This window comes from uncultured Aquimonas sp. (genome assembly GCF_937888285.1).
In the GTDB taxonomy this organism is placed as follows: Bacteria; Pseudomonadota; Gammaproteobacteria; order Xanthomonadales; family Xanthomonadaceae; genus Aquimonas.
Genome location: NZ_CALART010000037.1, coordinates 29,654 through 52,376, shown reverse-complemented (window position 1 = coordinate 52,376; position 22,723 = coordinate 29,654). Strand labels below are relative to the sequence as shown.

At 68.5% G+C, this 22,723-nt stretch carries 18 protein-coding genes; 7 read left to right on the top strand and 11 right to left on the bottom strand.

Going from position 1 to position 22,723, the window contains the following annotated elements; all coding sequences use genetic code 11:
- Positions 1-3: 3 nt before the first annotated feature.
- The 7 genes from Q0654_RS09490 to kynU all read left to right on the top strand — a co-directional run bounded on the left by Q0654_RS09490 (position 4) and on the right by kynU (position 7,856).
- Entirely contained in the window at positions 4-2,805 is a 2,802-nt protein-coding gene (locus tag Q0654_RS09490; RefSeq protein ID WP_298853134.1) for an AAA family ATPase, read from the top strand.
- A 13-nt stretch (positions 2,806-2,818) separates the two neighbouring features.
- Complete coding sequence (locus tag Q0654_RS09485) at positions 2,819-3,364, top strand: hypothetical protein (protein WP_298853130.1); 546 nt, start codon at positions 2,819-2,821, stop codon at positions 3,362-3,364.
- Between the two features lie 122 nt (positions 3,365-3,486).
- Positions 3,487-3,945 (top strand): hypothetical protein, encoded by a 459-nt coding sequence (locus Q0654_RS09480; protein ID WP_298853128.1) that lies wholly within the window; start codon positions 3,487-3,489, stop codon positions 3,943-3,945.
- Positions 3,946-4,017: 72 nt separating this feature from the next.
- Positions 4,018-4,821 carry a hypothetical protein gene (locus tag Q0654_RS09475; protein WP_298853126.1) on the top strand — a complete coding sequence of 268 codons (804 nt, stop codon included), beginning with the start codon at positions 4,018-4,020 and terminating at the stop codon, positions 4,819-4,821.
- A 76-nt stretch (positions 4,822-4,897) separates the two neighbouring features.
- The gene (locus tag Q0654_RS09470; RefSeq protein WP_298853124.1) at positions 4,898-5,230 is read left to right on the top strand and encodes a nuclear transport factor 2 family protein; all 333 of its coding nucleotides are present in this window, start codon (positions 4,898-4,900) and stop codon (positions 5,228-5,230) included.
- Positions 5,231-5,232: 2 nt separating this feature from the next.
- Positions 5,233-5,922 (top strand): hypothetical protein, encoded by a 690-nt coding sequence (locus Q0654_RS09465; RefSeq protein ID WP_298853122.1) that lies wholly within the window; start codon positions 5,233-5,235, stop codon positions 5,920-5,922.
- A 671-nt stretch (positions 5,923-6,593) separates the two neighbouring features.
- Positions 6,594-7,856 (top strand): kynureninase, encoded by a 1,263-nt coding sequence (gene kynU, locus Q0654_RS09460; RefSeq protein WP_298853120.1) that lies wholly within the window; start codon positions 6,594-6,596, stop codon positions 7,854-7,856.
- Between the two features lie 239 nt (positions 7,857-8,095).
- Here kynU and Q0654_RS09455 read toward each other — a convergent pair whose 3' ends face one another.
- From Q0654_RS09455 to Q0654_RS09405, 11 genes are all read right to left on the bottom strand, one after another.
- The gene (locus Q0654_RS09455) at positions 8,096-8,416 is read right to left on the bottom strand and encodes a hypothetical protein (RefSeq protein ID WP_298853119.1); all 321 of its coding nucleotides are present in this window, start codon (positions 8,414-8,416) and stop codon (positions 8,096-8,098) included.
- Positions 8,417-8,430: 14 nt separating this feature from the next.
- Complete coding sequence (locus Q0654_RS09450) at positions 8,431-9,729, bottom strand: c-type cytochrome (protein WP_298853117.1); 1,299 nt, start codon at positions 9,727-9,729, stop codon at positions 8,431-8,433.
- A complete protein-coding gene (locus tag Q0654_RS09445) occupies positions 9,726-10,559 on the bottom strand; it encodes a c-type cytochrome (RefSeq protein ID WP_298853115.1) in 834 nt (277 codons plus the stop codon). Before Q0654_RS09445 ends, Q0654_RS09450 begins: the two co-directional genes overlap by 4 nt.
- A gap of 2 nt (positions 10,560-10,561) precedes the next feature.
- A complete protein-coding gene (lysS, locus tag Q0654_RS09440) occupies positions 10,562-12,082 on the bottom strand; it encodes a lysine--tRNA ligase (RefSeq protein WP_298853112.1) in 1,521 nt (506 codons plus the stop codon).
- A 151-nt stretch (positions 12,083-12,233) separates the two neighbouring features.
- Positions 12,234-13,362, bottom strand: a protein-coding gene (prfB, locus tag Q0654_RS09435) for a peptide chain release factor 2 (protein WP_343230135.1) whose coding sequence is annotated in 2 segments (ribosomal slippage) — positions 12,234-13,286 and positions 13,288-13,362 — 1,128 coding nt in all. Because the reading frame shifts where the segments join, the coding sequence is not laid out codon by codon here.
- Positions 13,363-13,698: 336 nt separating this feature from the next.
- Complete coding sequence (locus Q0654_RS09430; protein WP_298853110.1) at positions 13,699-14,817, bottom strand: hypothetical protein; 1,119 nt, start codon at positions 14,815-14,817, stop codon at positions 13,699-13,701.
- A gap of 95 nt (positions 14,818-14,912) precedes the next feature.
- A complete protein-coding gene (gene recJ / locus Q0654_RS09425; RefSeq protein WP_298853108.1) occupies positions 14,913-16,622 on the bottom strand; it encodes a single-stranded-DNA-specific exonuclease RecJ in 1,710 nt (569 codons plus the stop codon).
- Positions 16,623-16,625: 3 nt separating this feature from the next.
- A complete protein-coding gene (locus Q0654_RS09420) occupies positions 16,626-17,573 on the bottom strand; it encodes a phosphoglycerate mutase (RefSeq protein ID WP_298853105.1) in 948 nt (315 codons plus the stop codon).
- Positions 17,570-18,046: a transcription elongation factor GreA gene (greA, locus tag Q0654_RS09415; protein ID WP_298853103.1), complete on the bottom strand. Its 477-nt coding sequence runs from the start codon at positions 18,044-18,046 to the stop codon at positions 17,570-17,572. The genes Q0654_RS09420 and greA overlap by 4 nt, the downstream gene beginning before the upstream one ends.
- Positions 18,043-21,285 carry a carbamoyl-phosphate synthase large subunit gene (gene carB / locus Q0654_RS09410; protein ID WP_298853100.1) on the bottom strand — a complete coding sequence of 1,081 codons (3,243 nt, stop codon included), beginning with the start codon at positions 21,283-21,285 and terminating at the stop codon, positions 18,043-18,045. The genes greA and carB overlap by 4 nt, the downstream gene beginning before the upstream one ends.
- Positions 21,269-22,705: a hypothetical protein gene (locus tag Q0654_RS09405; RefSeq protein ID WP_298853098.1), complete on the bottom strand. Its 1,437-nt coding sequence runs from the start codon at positions 22,703-22,705 to the stop codon at positions 21,269-21,271. The genes carB and Q0654_RS09405 overlap by 17 nt, the downstream gene beginning before the upstream one ends.
- Positions 22,706-22,723: the final 18 nt, after the last annotated feature.

Below are 22,723 nucleotides of genomic sequence, written 5' to 3'. Positions count from 1 at the left end.
GCCATGTTCGAATTCCGCGAGCTCGAAGTCGTCCACTGGGACTACTGGGAGCGCTTCAGCCTGCCGATGGACGCCCACATCATCACCGTGGTGGGCCCCAATGGCTCCGGCAAGACCACCCTGCTCGATGCCCTGCGCACCCTACTGACCATCGACTGCGCCGGCAACCGCGATTTCAAGAGCTATCTGCGCCACAACGGCAAGCCCTTCGCCTGGCTGCGCGCGGTGGTCGGCAACACGCCCGGCCCGACCGGCGCGCGGCCCTTCTTCCCGGTGATGGACAGCCAGGCCACCCTGTTCTGCCGCATCCAGAAGAAGGGCGGCGAGTGGACGCGGCAGTTCGCCATCCTCGCCGGCTCGGCCAGCATCGAGGAGGCCGACCAGCGCGGCGAGTGGATCGGCCTGCGCGACTACCGCATCCGCCTCGAAGCGGCCGGGCTGTCCGGCGCCATCCGCCGCGTGCTCACACTCGAACAGGGCGCGACCGACAAGCTCTGCCAGCTGTCGCCGCGCGCCCTGCTCGATCTTGTGTTCGACGTGTTCGGCGACAAGGCCACGCTGGACGACTACCAGCGCGCCCGCAACGAGCAGGAAGAAGCCGAACGCGAACTGGCCTCGCTCAACCACCAGCTCAACCTGCTCGGCGTCAGCCTGCAGGCCGCCGAAGGCCGCGCCCGCGCCTACGGCGAGTGGCAGGCGCTGAAGCGCGAGCGCCAGGACCTGATGATCGACGTGCTGCCGCGGGTCGAGCTGGCCGAGCAGCTGGCGGCGATCCGCAACGCGCGGCCGCAGCTGGCGGTGCAGCGGCGCAAGGCGCGCGAACTGTTGGCCGAGCGCAGCGAGCTGGTGCACCTGATCGCCGAATGCGACGAGGGCGAACTGCGCCTGCGCGCCGAACAGGGCGCGGCCGAGGAAGCCCGCCAGGCGGCGATGAAAGCGCTGGAGCGCGCGCGTGCGGCGCATACCGCCAACTCGGTGGTGCTGCAGCAGCGCGATCGCCTCAATGCGCAGCTCGAAACCCAGGACCAGGTCGACGTACGCGCGCTCAGCGAAGAAGCGCAAAGCCTGCGCGCCAAGGCAGGCGCGCTGGGCAGCGAAGAACAGTCGACCCATCGCGAGCTGGAGTCGCTGAAGAGCCGCCTGCAGGCCTGGCGCAGCGGCCGTCGCTACGTGCCCGAGTTCGAAAGCCAGTTCCGCGCCGAACTCGATCGCGCCGGCATCGCCCACCGCATGCTCAGCGAGATCGTCGAGATCACGGACTCCACTTGGCAGGCCGCGGTCGAGGGCGTGCTGGCCGGCTATCGCCACGTGGTGCTGCTGGAAGACGCCAAGGACCGCGAAGCGGCCTGGGCCATCGGCGAACGCCTGCGCTACAAGCATTTCGTGGTCGCCGACCGCGCCCCGGTCGGCAAGGCCACGCCCGGCAGCCTGCTCGACGTGGTCGAGTTCACCGCCCTGCCCCCCGAGTGGCTGCCGCGCCAGCTCGAGCGCATCCAGCGCGTCGACGAGGTCAAACACGGCGCGCACCTGCCGCGCGAGCAGGAGTGGATCACGCCGGCGGGCTACTACAAGGAGCGTCGCGGCGGCCGCCATCTGGGCGTCGACGACAGCTACTTCGGCACCGCCGCACGCGAGCGCCAGCTGCGCGAGGGCGAGTCACGCCTGGCCGAACTGGAATCGCGCCTGCTGGCCCTGGTCGATGAGCGCCGAATGCTCAGCCAGCGCATCAACGAGATCGAAGCCCAGCTCAAGGGCAGCCAGGCCGGTGCCCAGCTCACCGCGCGCGCCGAAGAGTTCGCCGAAGCCGAGAGCCAGCGCGAGCTGCTGGAGGCCGCGGTGCTGCGCGCCGCCGAAACCTTCGCCGCGGCCGAATCGGCCTTCACCGAAGCCCAGCAGCGCCGCCAGCAGAACTCGCGCGAGCGCGATCGTCTGGATGCCGAACTCAAGCAGGAGGAGCGCCAGCGCAGCGAGGCCGAGCGCACTCTGCTGGGCGCGCGCCAGGAGCAGCTGCAGCGGCTGATCGCCTTTCGCAAGAAGCGCGCCGGCATCCCGTTCGAGAAGCGCACGGTCGCCGCACTCGCCGAACTGCGCGACGCCTACGAGACGCCGCAAGCCGTGCGTCGCGAAGTGGATCGTCTCGAAGCCCGCCTGCGCGAGGGCCACTGGGAAACCGACGACAACGTGCTCGGCCTGCGCGACAAGCTGGCCGACGACCATCTGGCGCTGAAGACCGACCTCGAACGCCGCGGCGCGCACGCCGAGCGCGCGCGCAAGAGCACCGAGGAAGCGCGCGGCGCTTACTTGAGCGTGCTGCGCGCCACCCTGCGCCAGTACGCGCGCAATCTGCGCCACCTTGCCGAGTTGGCCGGCATCGGCGTCGAAGTCGATCTGCCCGAGTTCGGCCGCGACGATCTCGCGCTGGCGCAGTCCGGCCTGATCGTGCGCTTCGAGTTCGACAAGAAGGGCTGGATCGGCATGGATGACGGCGAGGCCTCGGGCGGCCAGCAGGTGATGAAATCCCTGCTGCTGCTGGTGGCCCTGATGCGCGACGAGCACCGCCCCGGCGGCTTCGTCTTCATCGACGAGCCCTTCGCCCATCTCGACATCTTCAACATCGACAAGGTCAGTGCCTTCCTCAAGGCCACCCGCGCGCAGTACGTGCTGACCACCCCGGTGACCCACAACATTAATGTCTTCCAGCCCTCCGAGCTCACGCTGGTCACCAGCAAGCGCCGGCCCGGCAGCCCTTGGGCACAGCCGGTGGCAGTGCTGCGCAGGGCGGACGAGGGCGAGGCGGCGGCTTGAGGACTCTGATGGCTTGGGCCTGAAGCCGCGTGGTTCAACTCACTGCGGCAACTGCGCAAACCCGAAGTTGATCTGCCGGGAGACCTCGCGGATCATCGCGTGCACCGGACTTCCGACCATTGATATGAACCATTCGCTTCGCAAACTCTGCGTCCTGGACATCGCAGGCTTCCTCGCGCTCTTCGGGCTTCTACTGGGACTTCTCAGCGGCTTGCTGCTGATGTTCACCCACAGCCAGGAGCCATCACAGTCGGTGCTTGAGCTCAACGCCGGCCCGCTGACTTGGGAGGTGCCGCGACAGTGGAGCGCCTTGGTGATCCCGCTCTGGGCGTCCGTGTGGAGCGCTCTCACCTACGGCGCAACGGGAGCCTTGCTGGCCATTTTCTACAACTTCTACGCTGTCTGGTTTCGACCCGTGCGAATGCAGATCGATCCATTTGATGATCAGACGCAACAGTTGGGCGACCTCGACGCACGCCAGGCTGAACAGGCCCGCACAACTCGCCAACTGATCGAGGATGGGCGCGCACGTCGGGGCCGCACCAAACCTGCAGCGTAAGAGCCGTCGGAGGACAGGGCCCTGGTCACGCCGAGCCCCCGTCGTTCTACTGGGCTGGGCAGCAGGAAGGCCTTGAGTCCCCGCGGCAGAGTTCAAGTTGCAGCCACTCCAAGGGAACAGAAATGCCACGCAGCGTTCGCGAGATCGTTCAGGGGCTGGCGCGCGGCATCGCCGCCACGGTGGCCGGAGTTCTGCTCGCCGGACTCACCATCGCCGGCGTCGAGTGGTTTGGCCATCGACTGTATCCGCCGCCGGCTGGACTGAAGGCCGACGATCTCGAAGCCATGGCCGCACACGTGGCGGCAATGCCGATCGGCGCCCTGCTGTTCGTGCTGCTGGCCTGGCTGCTGGGCGTCTTCCTCGGCGGCCTGCTCGCCGCCCTCGTCGCAGGCCGCCGACCGCGGCTCTACGCCGGCGTGATCGCGGCGGTCATCCTGCTCGGCGCCATCGCCAACTTCGCGATGATTCCGCATCCGGCATGGTTCATGGTAGCGACCGTACTCACGCTGCCACTGGCGGGGTTTGCCGCGGCAGCAATCGGCTCGCGCAGTTCAGCGCAACCGGCGGCGCCCGCGCGGTAGACACAAGGGTCCGATCGCGTCGGCTTGCTCCGTACTTCATCGAGAGTGACCCACTACGCAATGGACCAAGGCATGCAAGCAGACCCTTCAGCGCTCGACCCCCACCGCTACAGCGGCTCACTGATGCTCGTCGGCTTCGGCGGCGCCCTGGCCTTCGCACTGGCTTTCCTGGTTTCCGTGCTGGCACCCACGCAGCTCGAATCGGCGCTCAAGCAGGTCGTTGCCGGCGAGCTTCGTGCGCGCGCCGACGCCCAGATCGAACGCGTGCAGGACACGCGCCTGGGGCGGACGGCCGAGCGCCTGCTGGCAAGCCAGTCCGAGCGCATCACCCAACTCAAGGCCGAGCTGGCCACAGGCCTGCCGCGGCGCATTGATGCCGTTCTGAACGAAATGCTGAGACCCGACTGCGAGTGCCGGGAGGGGCTGCGCTTCAGTGCCACCGAGAACAGACTGCTGGAAATCGCCAGCCTCGAGCGCGCCAGCGAACAGCTCAAGGACTTTCTGCAGTCGCAGTACCGCGCGCTGGCCGACCAGCTGCACCGTGAGTTCCGCATCTTCACCGGCGCCAACGCGCTGGTGCTGCTCGCCGTTGGCCTGACTGCCGCGCTGCGCCGCCGGGCCGGTCCGCACCTGTTGCCCAGTGCGCTGCTGATCCTCGGCGCCACCCTTATCGTTGCCGGCTTCTATCTGTTCGGCCAGGACTGGCTGCGCACGATTCTCTTCAGCGACTACGTCGGCTTCGGCTACGTGGCCTGGATCGGCGTGGTGTCCCTGCCCCTCTTCGACGTAGCCTTCAACCGCGGGCGCATCACCACCGAGGTGTTCAATGCCGGTCTGGAGGCTGTGGGTTCGGCGGCCTCGGTCTGCACCTGCTGAGAGCGGGGATTCCGATGCCTGCGTGGGCGACTCTGTGGCAGATTGCGTCAGCCCTGCCTCGCACGAGAGCCCGCACGTGAGCCCGATCGAAGTCGCCCAGCACCAGCTCGATGCCTACAACGCCCATGACCTGCAGCGCTTTCTTGAGGTCTACGCCGAAGACGTCGAGGTCTGGCGCATGCCGGCCAGCGAACCCAGCCTGCGCGGCCGGGCGGCGCTGGGTGAGTTCTACGCCAACGAGCGCTTCCACCTGCCGGCCCTGCACGCCGAGCTGGTCAACCGAATCGCCGTGGGCGACACCGTGGTCGACCACGAGCGCGTCAGCGGCCTGCGCGAGCAGCCCTTCGAGGTGGTTGCGGTCTATCGGATCAGCGGTGGACTGATCCGCTGCGTGTGGTTCCACAGCTGAGCATGTGGGCGGAGCTGCTGCGTGACGTCGGCCGCCTGCTGACGTTCCGACGCATGGGCCCGGGCGTGCGCACGCACGCCAACGCCTATCTCGGCTTCGGGCTGGCCATGACCTGGCTGGCCGGCATCGGCCGCTACTGGGACAACCCGCGCGCCGAGCTGTGGCAGATCGCCGGACTGGGCTCGGTGGCCTATGTGTTCTCGCTGGCCCTGCTGCTGTGGCTGCTGATCCTGCCGCTGCGCGCGCGGCGCTGGAGCTACCGCAACGTGCTGCTGTTCGTCTGCCTGACCTCACCGCCCGCCCTGCTCTACGCGATTCCGGTGGAGCGCTTCATGAGCGGCGAGGCGGCGCTGACAGCCAATGCCTGGTTCCTCGGCATCGTCGCCAGCTGGCGGGTGGCCCTGCTGCTGGTGTTCCTGAAGCGCGATGCCGGGCTGCGGGCGTGGGAGGCGATCGTCGCCTGCCTGCTGCCGTTGGCCCTGATCGTGGTTTCGCTGGCCCTGCTCAATCTCGAACACGTGGTGTTCAACCTGATGAGCGGCATCCGTGCGGAGGACCAGAGCGCCAATGACGCGGCCTACATGATCGTGGTCATGCTGTCCTACTTCTCGTTCCTGGCCTCGCCGCTGCTGGTGATCGCCTACCTGTGGGTGCTCTTCCACCGTCGCGAGGTCGCAGCGCGACCGCTGTAGAACGCCGCGCACATCGCACCGAAAACGCGCCGAGAAAGTGCTTGACAGGCCGAGGGGTCGCCGCTCCTCCAAGGGCTGCGGGCGATGGCTCGGGCCGCAGGTTGTGCACAGCGCAAATCGCCGCTCTGTCAAGCGACAGTTTCCGGAATCGGGCATCTCAGCCGACTTCAAGATCGCGACGTAAGCAATTGATTTAACTATCGAATCCCGCTTTGGTCAGATTTTCACCAGAGTCCAGCAAGCCCTTGATGCGCAGGGCTTTGCGCAGCCGCTCCCCAAACCCATGCACACACTTATCCACAGGCGGTGTGGATATCCGATCGCGGGCCTTGAGGGCCGCAGCCAGCCGCTGCAGCACGCCGTGAAAGTCATGGCCACGCTGCGCGTCGAGCCGGAAAGACCATAGGGTGGGCCCTGGCCCACCGAACCCCACCACATGCACCGAAAATGAGCCTCGCCGTTAAGGTTGGCGTTGCGGTTGCGAGAAACGGAAGCAGGAAGCAGGAAGCAGGAAGCAGGACCGGGACGAGCGTCGAGCTCATGGTGGGCCAGGGCCCACCCTATGCGCGCGCTTCGGCACGACGCGGAGCGCGAGCTTGCTCGCGCGGCAAATCCCCACGCGCCTGGCGTCACTTCCGTACCATGCAGGCCCCGCCAGCGAGACTCTGCCGATGCATCCCACCGCGCTTGACCAGGCCGATCCGCTCTCCCGCTTCCGCGAGCGCTTCAACATCCCGCGCCACGGCGAGGGCGAACTGGCCTATTTCGTGGGCAATTCCTTGGGCTTGCAGTCGAAGGACGCCGAGGCCGCGGTGCTGGCCGAACTCAAGGTCTGGCGCGAGCTGGCGGTGGAAGGCCACTTCAAGGGCGAGCGGCCGTGGCTGCGCTACCTCGAATCGATGAACGCGCCGCTGGCCGAGCTGGTCGGCGCGCAGCCGATCGAGGTCGCGGCGATGAACACGCTCACGGTCAACCTGCACCTGCTGATGGTGAGCTTCTACCGACCCACGCCGGAGCGCCCGGCGATCCTGATCGAAGCGGGCGCGTTTCCGTCGGACTGGCAGGCGGTGGAGTCGCAGATCCGCTTCCACGGCTTCGACCCGGCCGAGTGCCTGATCGAGGTTCAACCCGATGAGCCGGGCGGGACGATTTCAATGGAAGCCATCGCGCGCGCCATCGAGCAGCACGGCCCGCGCCTGGCCCTGGTGCTGTGGCCGGGCATCCAGTACCGCACCGGCCAGGCCTTCGATCTGAAGGAGATCGCGCGGCTGGGCAAGGCGCAGGGCGCTGCAGTCGGCTTCGACTGTGCGCACGCGGCCGGCAACCTGCCGCTGGCCCTGCACGACAGCGGCGCCGACTTCGCCACCTGGTGCCACTACAAGTACGTCAACGCAGGACCCGGTGCGGTCAGCGGCATCTTCGTGCACGAGCGCCATGCGCATGACAACACCCTGCCCCGCCTCACCGGCTGGTACGGCCACAAGCTGGCGACGCGCTTCCAGATGGCGTCGAGCTTTGATCCCACGCCGGGCGCAGAAGGCTGGGTGATGAGCAACCCGCCGATCCTTGCCCTGGCCCCGGTGCGCACTTCGCTGGAGCTGTTCCGCGAGGCCGGCGGCATGGCCGCGCTACGCGAGCGCTCGCTGCGGCTGACGGGCTATCTGGAGTCGCTGATCGAAAGCGAGCTGTCGCAGGTGCTCGAAGTGCTGACGCCGAAGCAGCCGGAACGCCGAGGTGCGCAGCTTTCGCTGCGCGTGCGCGGCGGCCGCGCCCAGGGCCGCGCGCTGTTCGAGTATCTCGCTGCCCACGGCGTGCTCGGCGACTGGCGCGAGCCGGACGTGATCCGCATCAGCCCGGCGCCGCTGTACAACCGCTTCGCCGAAATCCGTCGCTTCGCCGACACCGTGCTGGCGTGGAGCGATGCGCAGGCTTGAGTTCTTTCAGGAATCAGAGTTCTCTTCCGCCTCCTCCAATCGTCGCCCCCGCACAGCGCCTGTCCTCGCGAAGGCGGGGACGGGACCCAGAAAATGGCGTCCTCACTCGCAAGAGGTCTGGATCCCCGCCCCCGCCTTCGCGAGGGCAGGCTCTTCGCGGGGATGACGAACCCATGTTTCTTCGAGAACACCGGGCCGCGACGCGCGGCTGGCAAGCTCTCAGGGTGGCGTTGTCGGCTTCAGCCCGAAGTCGGCCGGGTGCCCGCGAGCATTCGCCGCAGCAGGGCCGCCAGCGTGATCACCGCGAGGAAGGCGCCGTAGCCGACCACGGTGGCGAGGATCTGCGGCCACATCGTGCCGATGCTGTCATCGGCGTGGGCCAGCGCCCAGGGACCGGCGATGCCAGCGGCGACGATGGACACCGCGATCGCCGCGAGATCGAACAAGCGTCCTGACCACGGCGCGGGCGTGCGGCGCATGCGCCAGTAGACGATCAGGATCACCAGATACCAGGGCAGGAACAGGATCAGGGCCAGGTTCTGGGCGACGCTCGGGGACATGCAGGTTTCCTTGTTCAGCGCCGGACCATGCCGCCCAGCTCGCGCACTTCATCAGGCGTGATCGGGCGCGGACGTGAGCCCCAGCGCTCGCGGATGTCGTTGACCAGGGCCGCGATCTCGCGCGCGTTCAGACGATGCGCCGAGGGCGGCATGCTGTGCGGGCGAGGATTGAGCGACGTGCTCGGGGCGATGGCGCCGAGCGCGATCAGCTTGACCAGGTTGACCGGATCGCTGCCGATCACCGCGGCCGAATCCACCAGCGCGGGATAGCGCCCCGGCTCACCGCGGCCTTCGTCGCCATGGCAGTCGGCGCAGTGCTGTGCGTACAGGGCACGGCCCTCGCGCAGATGCTCGCCGCTGGCGCGCAGGCGATTCGCGGGCCCCTCGGCCAGCGTCAGCGCCGGCAGGCTGCGCAGGTAGGTTTCGATGCCCTGTGCGTCCTGCTCACTCAGGTGGCGCGTACTGGTGGCGATCACATCGGCCATGGCGCCATAGCCGCCGCGATCATGCGCAGTGCCGCCGCGCAGGTAGGTGGCGACGCTGCCCGGCTCGAAACGTCCGTCCAGCGAACCCGCGTGCAAGGGCGGCGCATACCAGCCCGAAATGCGGCTGCCGCCGAGTTCGGCATCGGCCGCCAGCGAGGCGAAGCGCCCGCGCTGGCCGTGGCACATCGCGCAGTGGCCAATGCCGTTCACCAGCTCACGCCCGCGCTGCCAGTCCGCGTCCATGCCGTCCACGGGCTGCAGCTCGGCGGGCCGGTGGTAGAGCAGACGCCAGGTCAGCAGCGCCCCCGGCAGGTTGGCCGGGAAGACCATCACCGCCTCGGGCTGGGCGCGCGCCACCGGCGCGAGCTGGCCGAGGTAGGCGAACAGGGCTTCGATATCGCGCTCGGGCAGCTGGGCGAAATTGGCGTACGGAAACACCGGCGACGCGATGCCGTTGCGGCTGACGCCGTGGCGCATGGCGTGCGCGAATTCGGCCAGCGACCAGTCGCCGATGCCGAACGCGGGATCCGGGGTGAGGTTGCTCGAATAGACCGTGCCGTAGTCGCTGCTGAAGGCGCGTCCACCGGCGTAGGCCTCGCCGCCGGTCGCGGTATGGCAGCCCGCGCAGTTGCCGATGCGCGCGAGGTACGCACCGCGCTCGACCAGGGCGGGATCGGTCGGCACCACGCGGGCCTCTCCCGTCGGCACGCGGAACGGCGCCAGCCCGCCCTGCTGCACCAGGCCGTAGAGCGCGAGGCTCAGCAGCAGCATCAGCAGCGGCGCAAGCAGGGCGGCGGCCGGCAGCCAGCGCGGTATGCGGCGGCTCATGGCCGTGCCTCTGCGTCCAACACAGCCACGGGCGCAGCGACCGGATTCGAGCCGCAGGCCACAGGCAGGGCGAGGCTGCCGGCCGGCGCCGGGCGACGCGGCTCGCTGTGGCCCTGTACGGCCAGCCATTCGGCAATGGCGCGGATCTCGGCCGGCGTCAGCGACTTCGCGATATCGGCCATGCAGTCCGGCGCGACCGCCGTGCGCACACCGGTGCGCCAGGCGCCGAACTGGGCGACCACGTATTCGGCGGGCAGGCCGACCAGGGCCGGCACGCCGGGCTCCACGCCTACCAGATCGGCGCCATGACAGGCGCTGCAGGCGTGAAGGCCGCGCGCGGCATCGCCCTGCGCCACCAGCTGCCGGGCGATCGAGTCGCCGGGCCGCTCAACGCGCGCGGCCAGCACTTCGACGGGCGCAGTCTTGGGCGGCAGTGCGGCATAGAACTCGCCGATCTCGCGCAAGTAGGCGTCATCGAGATGGCGCACCAGCCAGGCCATCTGCACGTGCTGGCGACCGCCATCGCGGAAGCCACGCAGCTGCTCGTACAGGTACTGCGCAGGCTTGCCGGCGAGATGCGGGGCGTACTCGCTGTCGCTCGCGCCCTCGCCCTGTGCGCCATGGCAGCTGGCGCAGGCGGCGAGGCGCTCGCGCAGCTCATCGCTGGATGCCGCGGATGACGACCCCGGCTCTGGCGCGCCGCCTTGTTCTGATGCTGCATGCAAGCCCGGGCTTGAGCCGAGCAGCAGCACACAGCCTGCCACCAGGCCACGGATCCACGGTTCGATCCACACGCGCCAGCGAGCCGGCGCGCGCGCAGCGCCCAGCATGATCAGTCCGCCTCGGGCCGCATGTAAGGGAACAGCAGCACGTCGCGGATCGAGGCGCAGTTGGTCAGCAGCATCACCAGACGGTCGATGCCAATGCCGAGGCCTCCGGTCGGCGCCATGCCGTATTCCAGCGCGCGGATGTAGTCGGCATCGAAGTGCATGGCCTCGTCGTCGCCGCCCTCCTTCTGCTCGACCTGGGCGCGGAAGCGCGCGGCCTGGTCTTCGGCGTCGTTGAGCTCGCTGAAGCCGTTGGCGATTTCGCGGCCGTTGATGAACAGCTCGAAGCGCTCGGTGATGCCGGGCTCGCTGTCGCTTTCGCGCGCCAAGGGGCTGACTTCGACCGGATGGTGGGTGATGAAGGTCGGCTGGATCAGCTGGCCTTCGACGGTCTTCTCGAAGATCTCCAGCAGCAGCTTGCCCCAGCCATAGCCCTTCTTGACCGGGATCTTCAGGCGCGCACAGTGCGCGGCCAGCGCCTCGCGGTCACGGCAGTCGGCCTCGCTGATCTCCGGGTTGAAGTGGCGCACCGCCTCGTCCATGCGCCAGCGGCGGAAATCGGGACCCAGGTCGATGGTCGCACCTTCCCACTCGCGCACCGGCGTGCCAAACACCTCGACCGCGCAATGGCGGATCACCTGCTCGGTGAGGTCCATGATCTCGTGGTACGTGGCGTAGGCCTCGTACAGCTCGAGCATCGTGAACTCGGGATTGTGGCGGGTGGACACGCCCTCATTGCGGAAGTTGCGGTTGATCTCGTAGACCCGCTCCAGCCCGCCGACCACGAGGCGCTTCAGGTACAGCTCGGGCGCGACGCGAAGGTAGAGCTGCAGGTCCAGCGCGTTGTGGTGAGTGGTGAAGGGACGCGCGGTGGCGCCACCGGGGATGTAATGCATCATCGGCGTTTCCACTTCGAGGAAGCGCCGCGCATCCAGCCAGCTGCGCATGGCGCGGATGATCTTCGAGCGCTGCACGAAGACCTCGCGCGCCTCCGGGTTCACAATCAGGTCGACATAGCGCTGGCGGTAGCGCTGCTCGACATCTGTCATGCCGTGGAACTTGTCCGGCAGCGGCCGCAGCGCCTTGGTCAGCAGGCGCAGCGATTTCACCTCGACCGAGAGCTCGCCGGTGCGGGTGCGGGTCAAGCCGCCGCTGACGCCGACGATGTCGCCGATGTCCATGCCCTTGAAGGCGGCATAGCTCTCTTCGCCGATGCCGTCGCGGGTCAGGTAGAGCTGGATGCGGCCGGACTCGTCCTGGATCTGGGCGAAGCTGGCCTTGCCCATCACGCGCTTGGCCAGCAGGCGACCGCCGAGCTGCACCGTGCGGCCGGTCTCCGCCAGCGCCTCGGCGCTGAAGCGTTCGGCGTCGGCGTACTCGGCCTGCAGGTCGCCGGCGTAGTGCTCGCGGCGGAAGTCGTTAGGGAACGCCGGGCCGATGTCACGCAGCGCTTTCAGTTTGCTGCGGCGCTCGGCGATCAGGAAATTCTCGTCGGTGGCGGGCGCGGCGTTGGGCTGAGTGGTCATTGGGGAGCCGGGATTCGGGAGTGGGGATTCGGGATTCGGAAGAGCGGGGCTTCGAAGGTCGAGGATTGGTGGCGGTAAGGACGCGCCAGAATCAGGGAACGGAGCGCGGGTTCCTACGAATCCCGAATCCCGAATCCCCAATCCCGACGCCTCAAACGGCGTCCGAACGCTTGGAGCCCGCCTCAAGCCCCGCCTTCAGGCTGGCCTCGACGAACTCGTCGAGATCGCCGTCCAGCACCTTCTGCGTGTCGCTGCGTTCGATGCCGGTGCGCAGGTCCTTGATGCGGCTCTGGTCGAGCACGTAGTTGCGGATCTGGCTGCCCCAGCCGATGTCGGACTTGGTGGCTTCCACCGCATCTTTTTCCGCGTTGCGCTTCTGCAGTTCAAGCTCGTAGAGCTTGGCCGCCAGCATTTTCATGGCGGTGTCGCGGTTCTGGTGCTGGCTGCGACCGTTCTGGCAGGCCACCACGATGCCGCTGGGCACGTGGGTGATGCGCACCGCCGACTCGGTCTTGTTGACGTGCTGGCCGCCGGCGCCTGAGGAGCGATACACATCGGTCTTCAGGTCGGCCGGGTTGATCTCGATGTCGATGTTGTCGTCGACCTCGGGGCTCACGAAGACCGAAGTGAAGCTCGTATGGCGGCGGTTGTCCGAGTCGAAGGGCGACTTGCGCACCAGCCGATGCACGCCGGTTTCGGTCTTCAGCCAGCCATAGGCGAAATCACCCTCGACGCGGAAGGTGGCCGACTTGATGCCGGCGACATCGCCGCCGCTGACTTCCATCAGCTCGGTCTTCCAGCCGCGCGACTCGGCCCAGCGCAGGTACATGCGCAGCAGCATCTCGGCCCAGTCCTGGGCCTCGGTGCCGCCGGCGCCCGCCTGGATGTCGACGAAGGCGTTGGTCGAGTCCATCTTGCCGGAGAACATGCGCTGGAACTCCAGCTTCTCGACGGCGGCGGTGTGCTTCTCGACATCGGCCACGACCGAGTTGAAGGTGTCTTCGTCGCTTTCCATCTCGGCGAGATCGAGGAACTCGCCGGCGTCCTTCAGGGCCTGCTGAAGATCGCGGATGCCGACCACGACCTTCTCCAGCTGGGCGCGTTCGCGGCCCAGCTGCTGGGCGTTCTCGGGGTTGTTCCAGACGTCCGGGCTTTCCAGCTCGCGGGTCACTTCCTCAAGACGTTCGACCTTGCGGTCGTAGTCAAAGAAACCCCCGAAGCAGGGACAGCCGCTGCGAGAGGTCGGCGATCTGGTTGCGGACGGGATTGACTTCGAACATGAGGGGCACCCTGCGACGACAGCGCGGAAAAAGACCGCGAAGTGTAGCAGAGCACCCCGACCCGTCCCGGGCCTAAGGTACCTTCAACAGCACTGCCGGAGCCCGATGCAGACTTCGCCAGTCCCCGTCCGCGCCGCAGCGAGTTCAGGACTCTCGCTTCCACGACGCCCCCTCACCGTCGTCCCCGCGTCGGCGGTGACCCAGAACCGCTCACCTCGATCGCAAGCACTCTGTAGCCCTGCCTTCGCGAGGCTGACAAGGCCTGGGGGATGGAGAGAGGGACGACCGGAGGCTGGCGGCGCAACGCACATCGACGACCCTCACCGCCCGGGCTTCCTACAGCTCGAAGCCCGAGCGGAACAGCAGCACGCTGCCCGGCATCGGCTGGATGCTGATGCCGATGCCGTTGTTCTGGGGGTTCGGGTCCGGGGTCGCCGAGGCCGCGGTCACCTCGACCGTATCGCCATTCAGCGTGCCCGGGAACTCGGCCCAGCAGTCGATGAAGCCACCCACGCCCAGGCTGGCCTGCACGCCCGCCGGGCTGCAGCCCTGGCTGGCCGCGGCCGGCAGTCGGGTGAAGCTGCAGCTGGCGTTCTGCGCCGAGTTCGGGCCGTCATTCTGGCAGCGCGCCACCACCCGGCGATTGAGCGGGTTGGTGGGCGTGGTGGTGTTGATCGAAGCCACCCGCATGTCGGCCGAGCCGCTGCCGCCGCTGGCCGGGTGTACCAGCAGGCTGAGCTGCGGGTAGGCCCAGGCGCTCAGGCCATCGCCCTGCATCGAATAGGTCGGCGCGCGGAACAGGGCCGATTGGCTGATGCCGTCGAGTACACCGGTGCTGACCACCGGCACCAGGAACTCGTAGGCGGCATAGCTGCCCATCGGCCAGGCCTCGTTGTTGACCTGCGGGTCGCGGCGGGTGATCAGCAGACCGGTCCCGCTGGCGCCGTTGAACAGGTTGCGCAGCGGCAGGGCCGCGCTGGACGGCTGCGGACAGCCGGCGATGCGCAGGCTGGCGCCGAAGCTGGTATCGGTGAGCACCTGGCTGGTGAACTCGAAGAACTGGTTGCCACCGCTCATCGGCCGATAGAAGCAGCGCAGCGGCACCGCCGGATCCGCCACCACGCTGACGCCGGCCGGCAGCTGCAGATGCGGGTACATGAAGCGCCCGACCGGTGGCGAGGCGATCGCCGAGATGTAGACGCTCAGGTAGAAGCGCTGCCCGACGGTCGGCTGCGGCGGGCTGGAGATCACCGCCTGCGAGACGAAATAGCCGGTGCCATTGGCCTGGTAGTTGCCCAGCTGATCGATCAGCGGCGTGTAGACGATCGAGCCCGAGCGCCACTGGGTCTGCGCACTGGCTGCCCCTGGGCCAGCGAGCGCGGCGAGCGCAAGCACGGTGCCGGCCAGCACCCGGCGAACTGAGGAGAAACCGAAGCAGGACTGGAACTCGTTCATGGCGCATCACCCCGGCCGGCACCCCCGGCCCTGCAGCGGATGACGGCAAACCGATGCCCGACGTATCAGCGCGTCGGGGTGGTGACAGCCACGATTCAGGCGGGCAGCAGATGCCGGACGAACAGGCGCAGCTCGGGGGCGCCACGGTAGTCGTCGATGCCGAGCTGATAGGCGACCCGCACCTGCCGCGGCGGCGGGCTGCCGGCCCAGCCGCCGAAGAACACCGCGGACAGCGGCACGCGGCTGTCGGTATGACGCAGCGAGAAGCGCAGGTGGCGCTCGCCCATCAGGCGCCAGTCCAGCACCTCGAAGCTGTTGTCGAACAGCGGTTCGGGGAAGGCTTGGCCAAAGGGCCCGGCTTCGCGCAGGGTCTCGGCCAGGCGCAGGTCGAAGTCGGCCACGCCCAGCTCACCGTCGCTGAGCAGGACCGGCGACAGCAGGGCGGGATCGATGCGCCGTTCCACCACCTCGGCGAACACCCGGCAGAAGCGCTCGACTTGGGCCTCCGCCACCGACACGCCGGCAGCCATCGCATGGCCACCGAAGCGCAGCATCAGGCCGGGATGCAGGGCCTCCATCTCGGCCAGGCAGTCGCGCAGGTGGAAGCCGGGGATCGAACGGCCTGAGCCCTTCCACTCGCGGCCTTCGTCATCGCCCGGCGCCAGCGCAAACACGGGTCGATGCAGCCTCTCCTTGAGCTTGGACGCCACCAGGCCGACCACGCCCGCGTGCCAGCCGGCATCAGCCAGCGCAAGCCCCGCCGCCACGTGGGCCTGCGCGGACAGATCCGCGCGCAGCACCGCGGCCTCGGCCTGCTCGACCATCTGCTGCTGCAGCTCGCGGCGCTCGGCGTTCAGGGCCTGCAGCCGCTGCGCCAAGGCCAGCGCGGTGGCCTCGTCCTCGCTCAGCAGGCACTCGATGCCGACCGCCATGTCCTCCAGGCGACCGGCGGCGTTGATGCGGGGCCCGAGTACGAAGCCGAAGTCGGTCGCCGAAGCGCGGCTCGGGTCACGCCCCGCGACCCGGTAGAGAGCACGCACGCCGGCGCAGGCGCGACCGGCGCGGATACGCTTCAGCCCGGCCTGCACCAGCAGGCGGTTGTTGCGATCAAGCGGCACGAGGTCCGCCACCGTGCCCAGCGCGACCAGATCCAGCAGCTGACCGAGGTCAGGCTCCGAGCCTGCAAAGGCACCCTCGTCGCGCAGGCGCGCGCGCAGGGCCAGCAGCAGGTAGAACACCACGCCGACACCCGCCAGCGCCTTGCTGGGGAAGCCGCAGCCCGGCACGTTAGGATTCACCATCGCATCGGCCGGGGGCAGGCTGTCGCCGGCCAGATGGTGGTCGGTGACCAGCACCGGAATGCCGCGCGCATGCGCCGCCTCGATGCCGGCATGAGCCGCCACTCCGTTGTCGACCGTGAGGATCAGCCCCGGCGCCGGCTCAAGCTCGGCCACCAGCAGGGGCGACAGTCCGTAGCCATGCAGGAAGCGATTCGGCACGCGGTAGCCGACGCGCCCGAAGCCGAGCATGCGCAGACCGCGCACGGCGACCGCGGTGCCGGTGGCGCCGTCGGCATCGAAGTCGCCCACCACCAGCACGGACTGCCCCTGGCCACGTGCGCGCAGCAGCAGCTCGATGGCCGCATCGATGCCGCCGAGGTTGGGCGCCAGCAGCCCGGCGAGGCGCAGATCGAGCTCGTCGGCCTCGCGCACGCCACGCGCGGCATACACGCGACGCAGGACCGGATGCAGACGGGCGTCATCGAGCAGCGGCACCTGCGGCACGCTGCGACGTTCGATGCGCATGGACTAGCTGAAGCTCGTGGCCGGACGCTTCCAGAGCCGCAGGCCGTGGCTGCGGCGGTAGTTCCAGCCGTGCCCATCGCCGAAGTCGACGGTCAGGCTGGACAACTTGCCTTTGCCGACGCGCTCGATCAGCGGCGCGAACACCGCCGCCTCCAGGGCCTCAAGACTGCGGGCGATGCGCAGATCGATGGCACAGTCCTCCAGCTCGGTCGGAAGCTCGTCGCTTTCGATGCGCTGGATGTCGATGCCCGACAGCTGGGCCAGCGCACAGGCCAGCGGCTCCGAGGAATACAGGGTGCCGACGCCGGACACGACCTGCTCGGGCAGCGCGCCGCCGCCCCAGACCCACAGCGCATTGGCAGGTGCACGACCGGCGCTGACGCGGGCCTGGTTGACCGGGTGGTTGTGCAGGACCACCTGCGCCTCGTTCAGCAGCGCGCGCCAGCGACGGCCCTCGTCGCCATAGGGCAGATGCACGCCATAGTCATCGCCGATCGCATCTTCGGGTGCAGAGAACGCCGGCAGGCGGGCGCCGGCTTCGACCCGCAGATACCAGCGTGACGTGGTGGGCGCCGTGAGCGGCATGCCCGCATCACCGAACAGCGGCTGCACGGCGAGCGCCAGCGCCTCGGCCTCGTCCGGGCGCAGGCCCAGCTCGCCGACCGCCATCAGGCGCACGCCGTTCATCTCCGGCTGCAGGGTCGCGGGATCGGCACGCAGCCACTGGCTGCCCGCGGCATCGCCACAGTCGAAGTGCCGGGACAGGGCGGCCGCGGGCAAGCCCAGCGGGGTGATGTCGAACAGCCGCCCCAGCTGGCCCAGCTCACCGGCCTCGCCGTCTTCCAGCGCATCGCCGCGGCCGATCAGCTTCTGCAGCGAGGGCGCCTGCGCGAGCTCGCCGCGCAGCTTCGCGCGGGCCGGAAGCAGCAGGATGCAGCCGCTGCCGCTCATCCGGCGTAGCGCACGCTGATGATGTCGTAGCTACGCTCGCCGCTGGGCGCGGCGATGGTGACCGAGTCACCCTCGTTCTTGCCGATCAGGGCGCGTGCGATCGGCGCCGATACCGAGATCAGGCCCTGTTTGATGTCGGACTCGAGGTCGCCGACGATCTGGTAGGTGACCTCTTCGTCGGTCTCGCTGTCGGCCAGCTCGACGGTGGCGCCGAACACGATCTTGCTGCCGGCGGCCAGCTTGGAAACGTCGATCACCTGGGCGTGCGAGAGCGTGGATTCCAGCTCCTTGATGCGGCCTTCGATGAAGCCCTGCTGTTCGCGGGCGGCGTGGTATTCGGCGTTCTCCTTGAGGTCACCGTGCGCACGCGCCTCGGCGATCGCGGCGATCACTTCCGGGCGCTTCACCGACTTCAGGTACTCCAGTTCCTCGCGCAGACGCTGCGATCCTTTCAGCGTGAGGGGGGCTCTCATGCGTTCAACTCCTCGTGCAGCTCCTGCAGCGACAGCACGTCGCCCGAGCCGCGGAACTCCAGCGAGTGCAGCAGGGCACGCGCGCCGGAGACAGTGGTGGAATAGGTCACCCGATGCTGCAGCGCCTCGCGGCGGATCGAGAAGGAATCCGCGATCGCCTGGCGGCCCTCGGTGGTGTTGACGATATACACGATTTCGCCGTTCTTGATCAGGTCGACCACGTGCGGGCGGCCCTCGGCCACCTTGTTGACCACGGCGCAGTCGAAGCCCTTGTCGCGCAGGAAGGCCGCGGTGCCGGCGGTCGCAATCAGGCTGAAACCCTGCTTGATCAGCAGCTCGGCGACCGGCAGCAGGCGCTGCTTGTCGGGGTCGCGCACCGAGACGAAGGCCTTGCCCGGCGGCGGCACCTTGATGCTGGCCGCCTCCTGCGCGCGCGCGAACGCCGCGCCGAAGCTGCGGCCCACGCCCATCACCTCGCCGGTGGAGCGCATCTCGGGGCCGAGGATGGGGTCGACGTTCTGGAACTTGGCGAAGGGGAAGATCGCCTCCTTGACCGACCAGTAGTCGGGCACGATCTCCTCGGTCGCGCCCTGCTGCGGCAGGCTCTGGCCGACCATGCAGCGCGCGGCGATCTTGGCCAGCGGCCGGCCGGTGGCCTTGGACACGAAGGGCACGGTGCGCGAGGCGCGCGGGTTCACTTCGAGGATGTAAACAGTGCCACCGCCCTCGCCGTCCGGCAGCACGGCGAACTGGGTGTTCATCAAGCCGATCACCTTGAGCTCGCGCGCCATCGCCGCGACCTGTACGCGCAGCTGGTCCTGCAGGTCTTTCGACAGCGAGTACGGCGGCAGCGAGCAGGAGGAATCGCCCGAGTGCACGCCGGCTTCCTCGATGTGCTCCATGATGCCGCCGATCAGCACATTGCCCTCGGCGTCAGCGACCACGTCGACATCGATCTCGACCGCGTTGTCGAGGAAGCGGTCGAGCAGCACCGGCGACTCGTTGGACACGCTGACCGCATCGCGGATGTAGCGCGAGAGGTCGGCGTCGGAGTACACGACTTCCATCGCGCGGCCGCCCAGCACATAGCTCGGACGCACCACCAGCGGGTAGCCGATCTCCCTGGCGATCAGCAGGGCCTGCTCAGGCGTGCGCGCAGTGCGGTTCGGCGGCTGGTTCAGACCGAGCTTGACGATCATCTGCTGGAAGCGCTCGCGGTCTTCTGCGAGATCGATCGAGTCCGGGCTGGTGCCGATGATCGGCACACCCGCTTCTTCGAGTGCGCGCGCGAGCTTCAGCGGGGTCTGACCGCCGTACTGCACGATCACGCCCTTGGGCTTCTCCTTTTCCACGATCTCCAGCACGTCCTCCAGCGTCAGCGGCTCGAAGTACAGGCGATCGGAGGTGTCGTAGTCGGTCGAGACCGTCTCCGGATTGCAGTTGACCATGATGGTCTCGAACCCGTCCTCGCGCAGGGCGAGTGCTGCATGCACGCAGCAGTAGTCGAACTCGATGCCCTGGCCGATGCGGTTCGGGCCGCCGCCCAGCACCATGATCTTGTCGCGGTCGGTCGGCTCGGCTTCGCACTCGTCCTCGTAGGTCGAGTACAGGTAGGCCGTGCTGGTGGCGAACTCGGCGGCGCAGCTGTCGACGCGCTTGAACACCGGGCGCACGCCGAAGGCATGGCGCAGGGCGCGCACGGCTTTCTCGTCGGTGCCCAGCAGCTTGGCCAGACGCATGTCGGAGAAGCCCAGGCGCTTCAACGCGCGCAGGCGGGCCGCATCGAGTGCGGCCAGACCGCCGGCAGTCACCTCGCCCTCGGTGCGGATCAGGTGCTCGATCTGGCGCAGGAACCAGGGGTCGATGCCGGACAGCGCGTGGACTTCATCCACGCCGAGGCTATGGCGAAAGGCATCGCCGACGTAGAACAGGCGGTCCGGCCCGGGCTCGCGCAGCTGGCGGCGCAGTTCGAGCATGCCGTCGGCATCGAGCTCGGCCGGCAGCATCGGGTCGAAGCCGGTGCGGCCGGTCTCCAGGCCGCGCAGGGCCTTCTGCAGCGACTCCGACTGCGAGCGGCCCATCGCCATCACCTCGCCCACCGACTTCATCTGGGTGGTCAGGCGCGAATCGGCGGCCGGGAACTTCTCGAAAGCGAAGCGCGGAATCTTGGTGACCACGTAGTCGATGGTCGGCTCGAAGCTCGCCGGCGTCGCTCCACCGGTGATCTCGTTGCGCAGCTCGTCCAGCGTGTAGCCCACGGCCAGCTTGGCCGCGACCTTGGCGATCGGGAAGCCGGTGGCCTTCGACGCCAGCGCCGAGGAACGCGAGACGCGCGGGTTCATCTCGATGACGACCACGCGACCGTTCTTCGGGTTGATCCCGAACTGCACGTTGGAGCCGCCGGTGTCGACGCCGATCTTGCGAAGCACCGCGATCGAGGCGTCGCGCAGGCGCTGGTACTCCTTGTCGGTCAGCGTCTGCGCCGGGGCCACGGTGATCGAGTCACCGGTGTGCACGCCCATGGCGTCGATGTTCTCGATCGAGCAGACGATGATGCAGTTGTCCGCGCGGTCGCGGACCACTTCCATCTCGTACTCCTTCCAGCCGAGCACCGACTCTTCGACCAGCACCTCATGGACGGGCGAAAGCTCAAGGCCGCGCTTGACGATCTCCTCGAACTCCTCGCGGTTGTAGGCGATGCCGCCGCCACTGCCGCCCAGGGTGAAGCTCGGCCGGATGATGGTCGGATAGCCGACCTTGGCCTGGATCTCGACCGCCTGTTCGAAGCTGCGCGCGACCTCGGCCTTGGGGCATTCGAGGCCGATCTCGCCCATGGCGACGCGGAACAGCTCGCGGTCCTCGGCCATGCGGATGGCCTCTCTTGATGCGCCGATCAGCTCGACCCCGTACTTCTCCAGCGTGCCGGCATCGGCCATGTCGAGCGCGCAGTTCAGCGCGGTCTGTCCGCCCATGGTCGGCAGCAGGGCGCAGGGCTTCTCCTTGGCGATGATCTTCTCGACCGTGGCCGGGTTGATCGGCTCGATGTAGACCGCGTCCGCCGTGTCGGGGTCGGTCATGATCGTGGCCGGATTGGAATTGACCAGCACCACGCGGAAGCCTTCCGCCTTCAGGGCCTTGCAGGCCTGCGCGCCCGAATAGTCGAACTCGCAGGCCTGGCCGATGACGATCGGCCCGGCGCCGATGATGAGGATGGTCTTGAGATCAGTTCGCTTGGGCATCGGTCAGGTCGGTCGAGGAATCGGGTTGGATGGCGGCGGCGTCGAGCACGCGCACGGTCTGCACGGTCTCGGCGGGAACGGTGAGGTCGAAGCCGCCCTCGCTGGGCGGCAGACGCAGCACCAGACGCGCCTGCGCATGGTTGATCAGCTCGCCGCGGCGGCGGCTGCCGTAAATAGTGAGGATCTCGATCTCGCGGCCCAGGTAGGGCCCGAGGTCGGCGTAGGCGATGCGGCCGTCGCGCGCCGGCAGCGGAATCTCCTGGCGCGGCGGCTGCGGCTCGGGAATGTTGGGTGGCGCACTGACCACCTCTTCGATTTCCGGGTCCAGCGGCACGCCATCTTCAAGCCGCGTGCGCGCGACTTCAGCAGCCACCTGCTGCTCGCGCAGGCTCATCGGCCGGACCTGGGCGAACGCGAAGCGCACCGGATCGATGCCGGTGACCCGCACGTACGGCGCCAGCGCCTGGCGCAGGGCTTCGCCATCCATGCCGCCGAGCTGGAGCAGGCCGAGCGCGGCGGAGGGCCGGGTCTCGATGCGGAACTCACCACCCTCGGCGGCGAACTTCGCGAACGCGCGCAGCAGGTCGGCATCGGGCTGCAGGCCGACCGTGCGCAGCAGCGCGCGCACGGCATCGGAATGCAGGGCATTGAAATCAGCGAGGCTGGTGGTGACGCGGTCGGTGCACCAGCCGTTGCGGGCCTGCATGAAGCCCTCGTCGATGAAGGCCAGGCTGAGGTTGACCAGCCGGCCCGAAGCGACATCCTCCGCGGCCACCGATGACGCCGTGACGGCGAGCCCCAGCCGCCACTCCATGCGCCCCACCCCCGCCGTGCCGAGGTCGAGGCTGAAGTTCAGCATCCCGGCATCGGAATGCTCGAACCGCGCGCTGAGCACGGTGTCGCTGGGCGGCAGCCCCATCTCGACCAGATCGCTGCGCGAGAAGCTGTTGACGCCGCAGCCCGCCGCCTCGAAGGGCATGGCGCTGTAGGTGCCGATGAAGCCCGACTCGGGCCCGCTGGGAGCCCCCTCGACCACGAGGTTGGCGACATTGAAGCCCAGGCGTCGCGGCAGCTGCTGCGGCGGGCCGAACACGCTGGCCTTCAGCAGCCACACGAAGCCCGGCGTCTCGATCGCCACCCGCCCCATGCGCAGGCTGGTGCCGCTGATTCCGGGCAGGCGCGGAGTGATCTCAAGGTGTCCAACCCCCACCTCGCCGTCGAAGGTGAAGAAGCTGCGCCCGCGCTGCACATCGGCGACGGCTTCCAGCGCCTTCAGCTCCTTCGAGATGGTCGCATCGACGCGCCACCACAGCAGGCCGTAGAGCGCCAGCAGCGGCAGCCCCACGCGACTCAGCAGCAGCCACAGCCAACGGCCCGGGCGCCTGCGACCGCTGTTGCGTGATGGGGGGGTGCGTGCCATGGCGGACTCCTGCCGGGA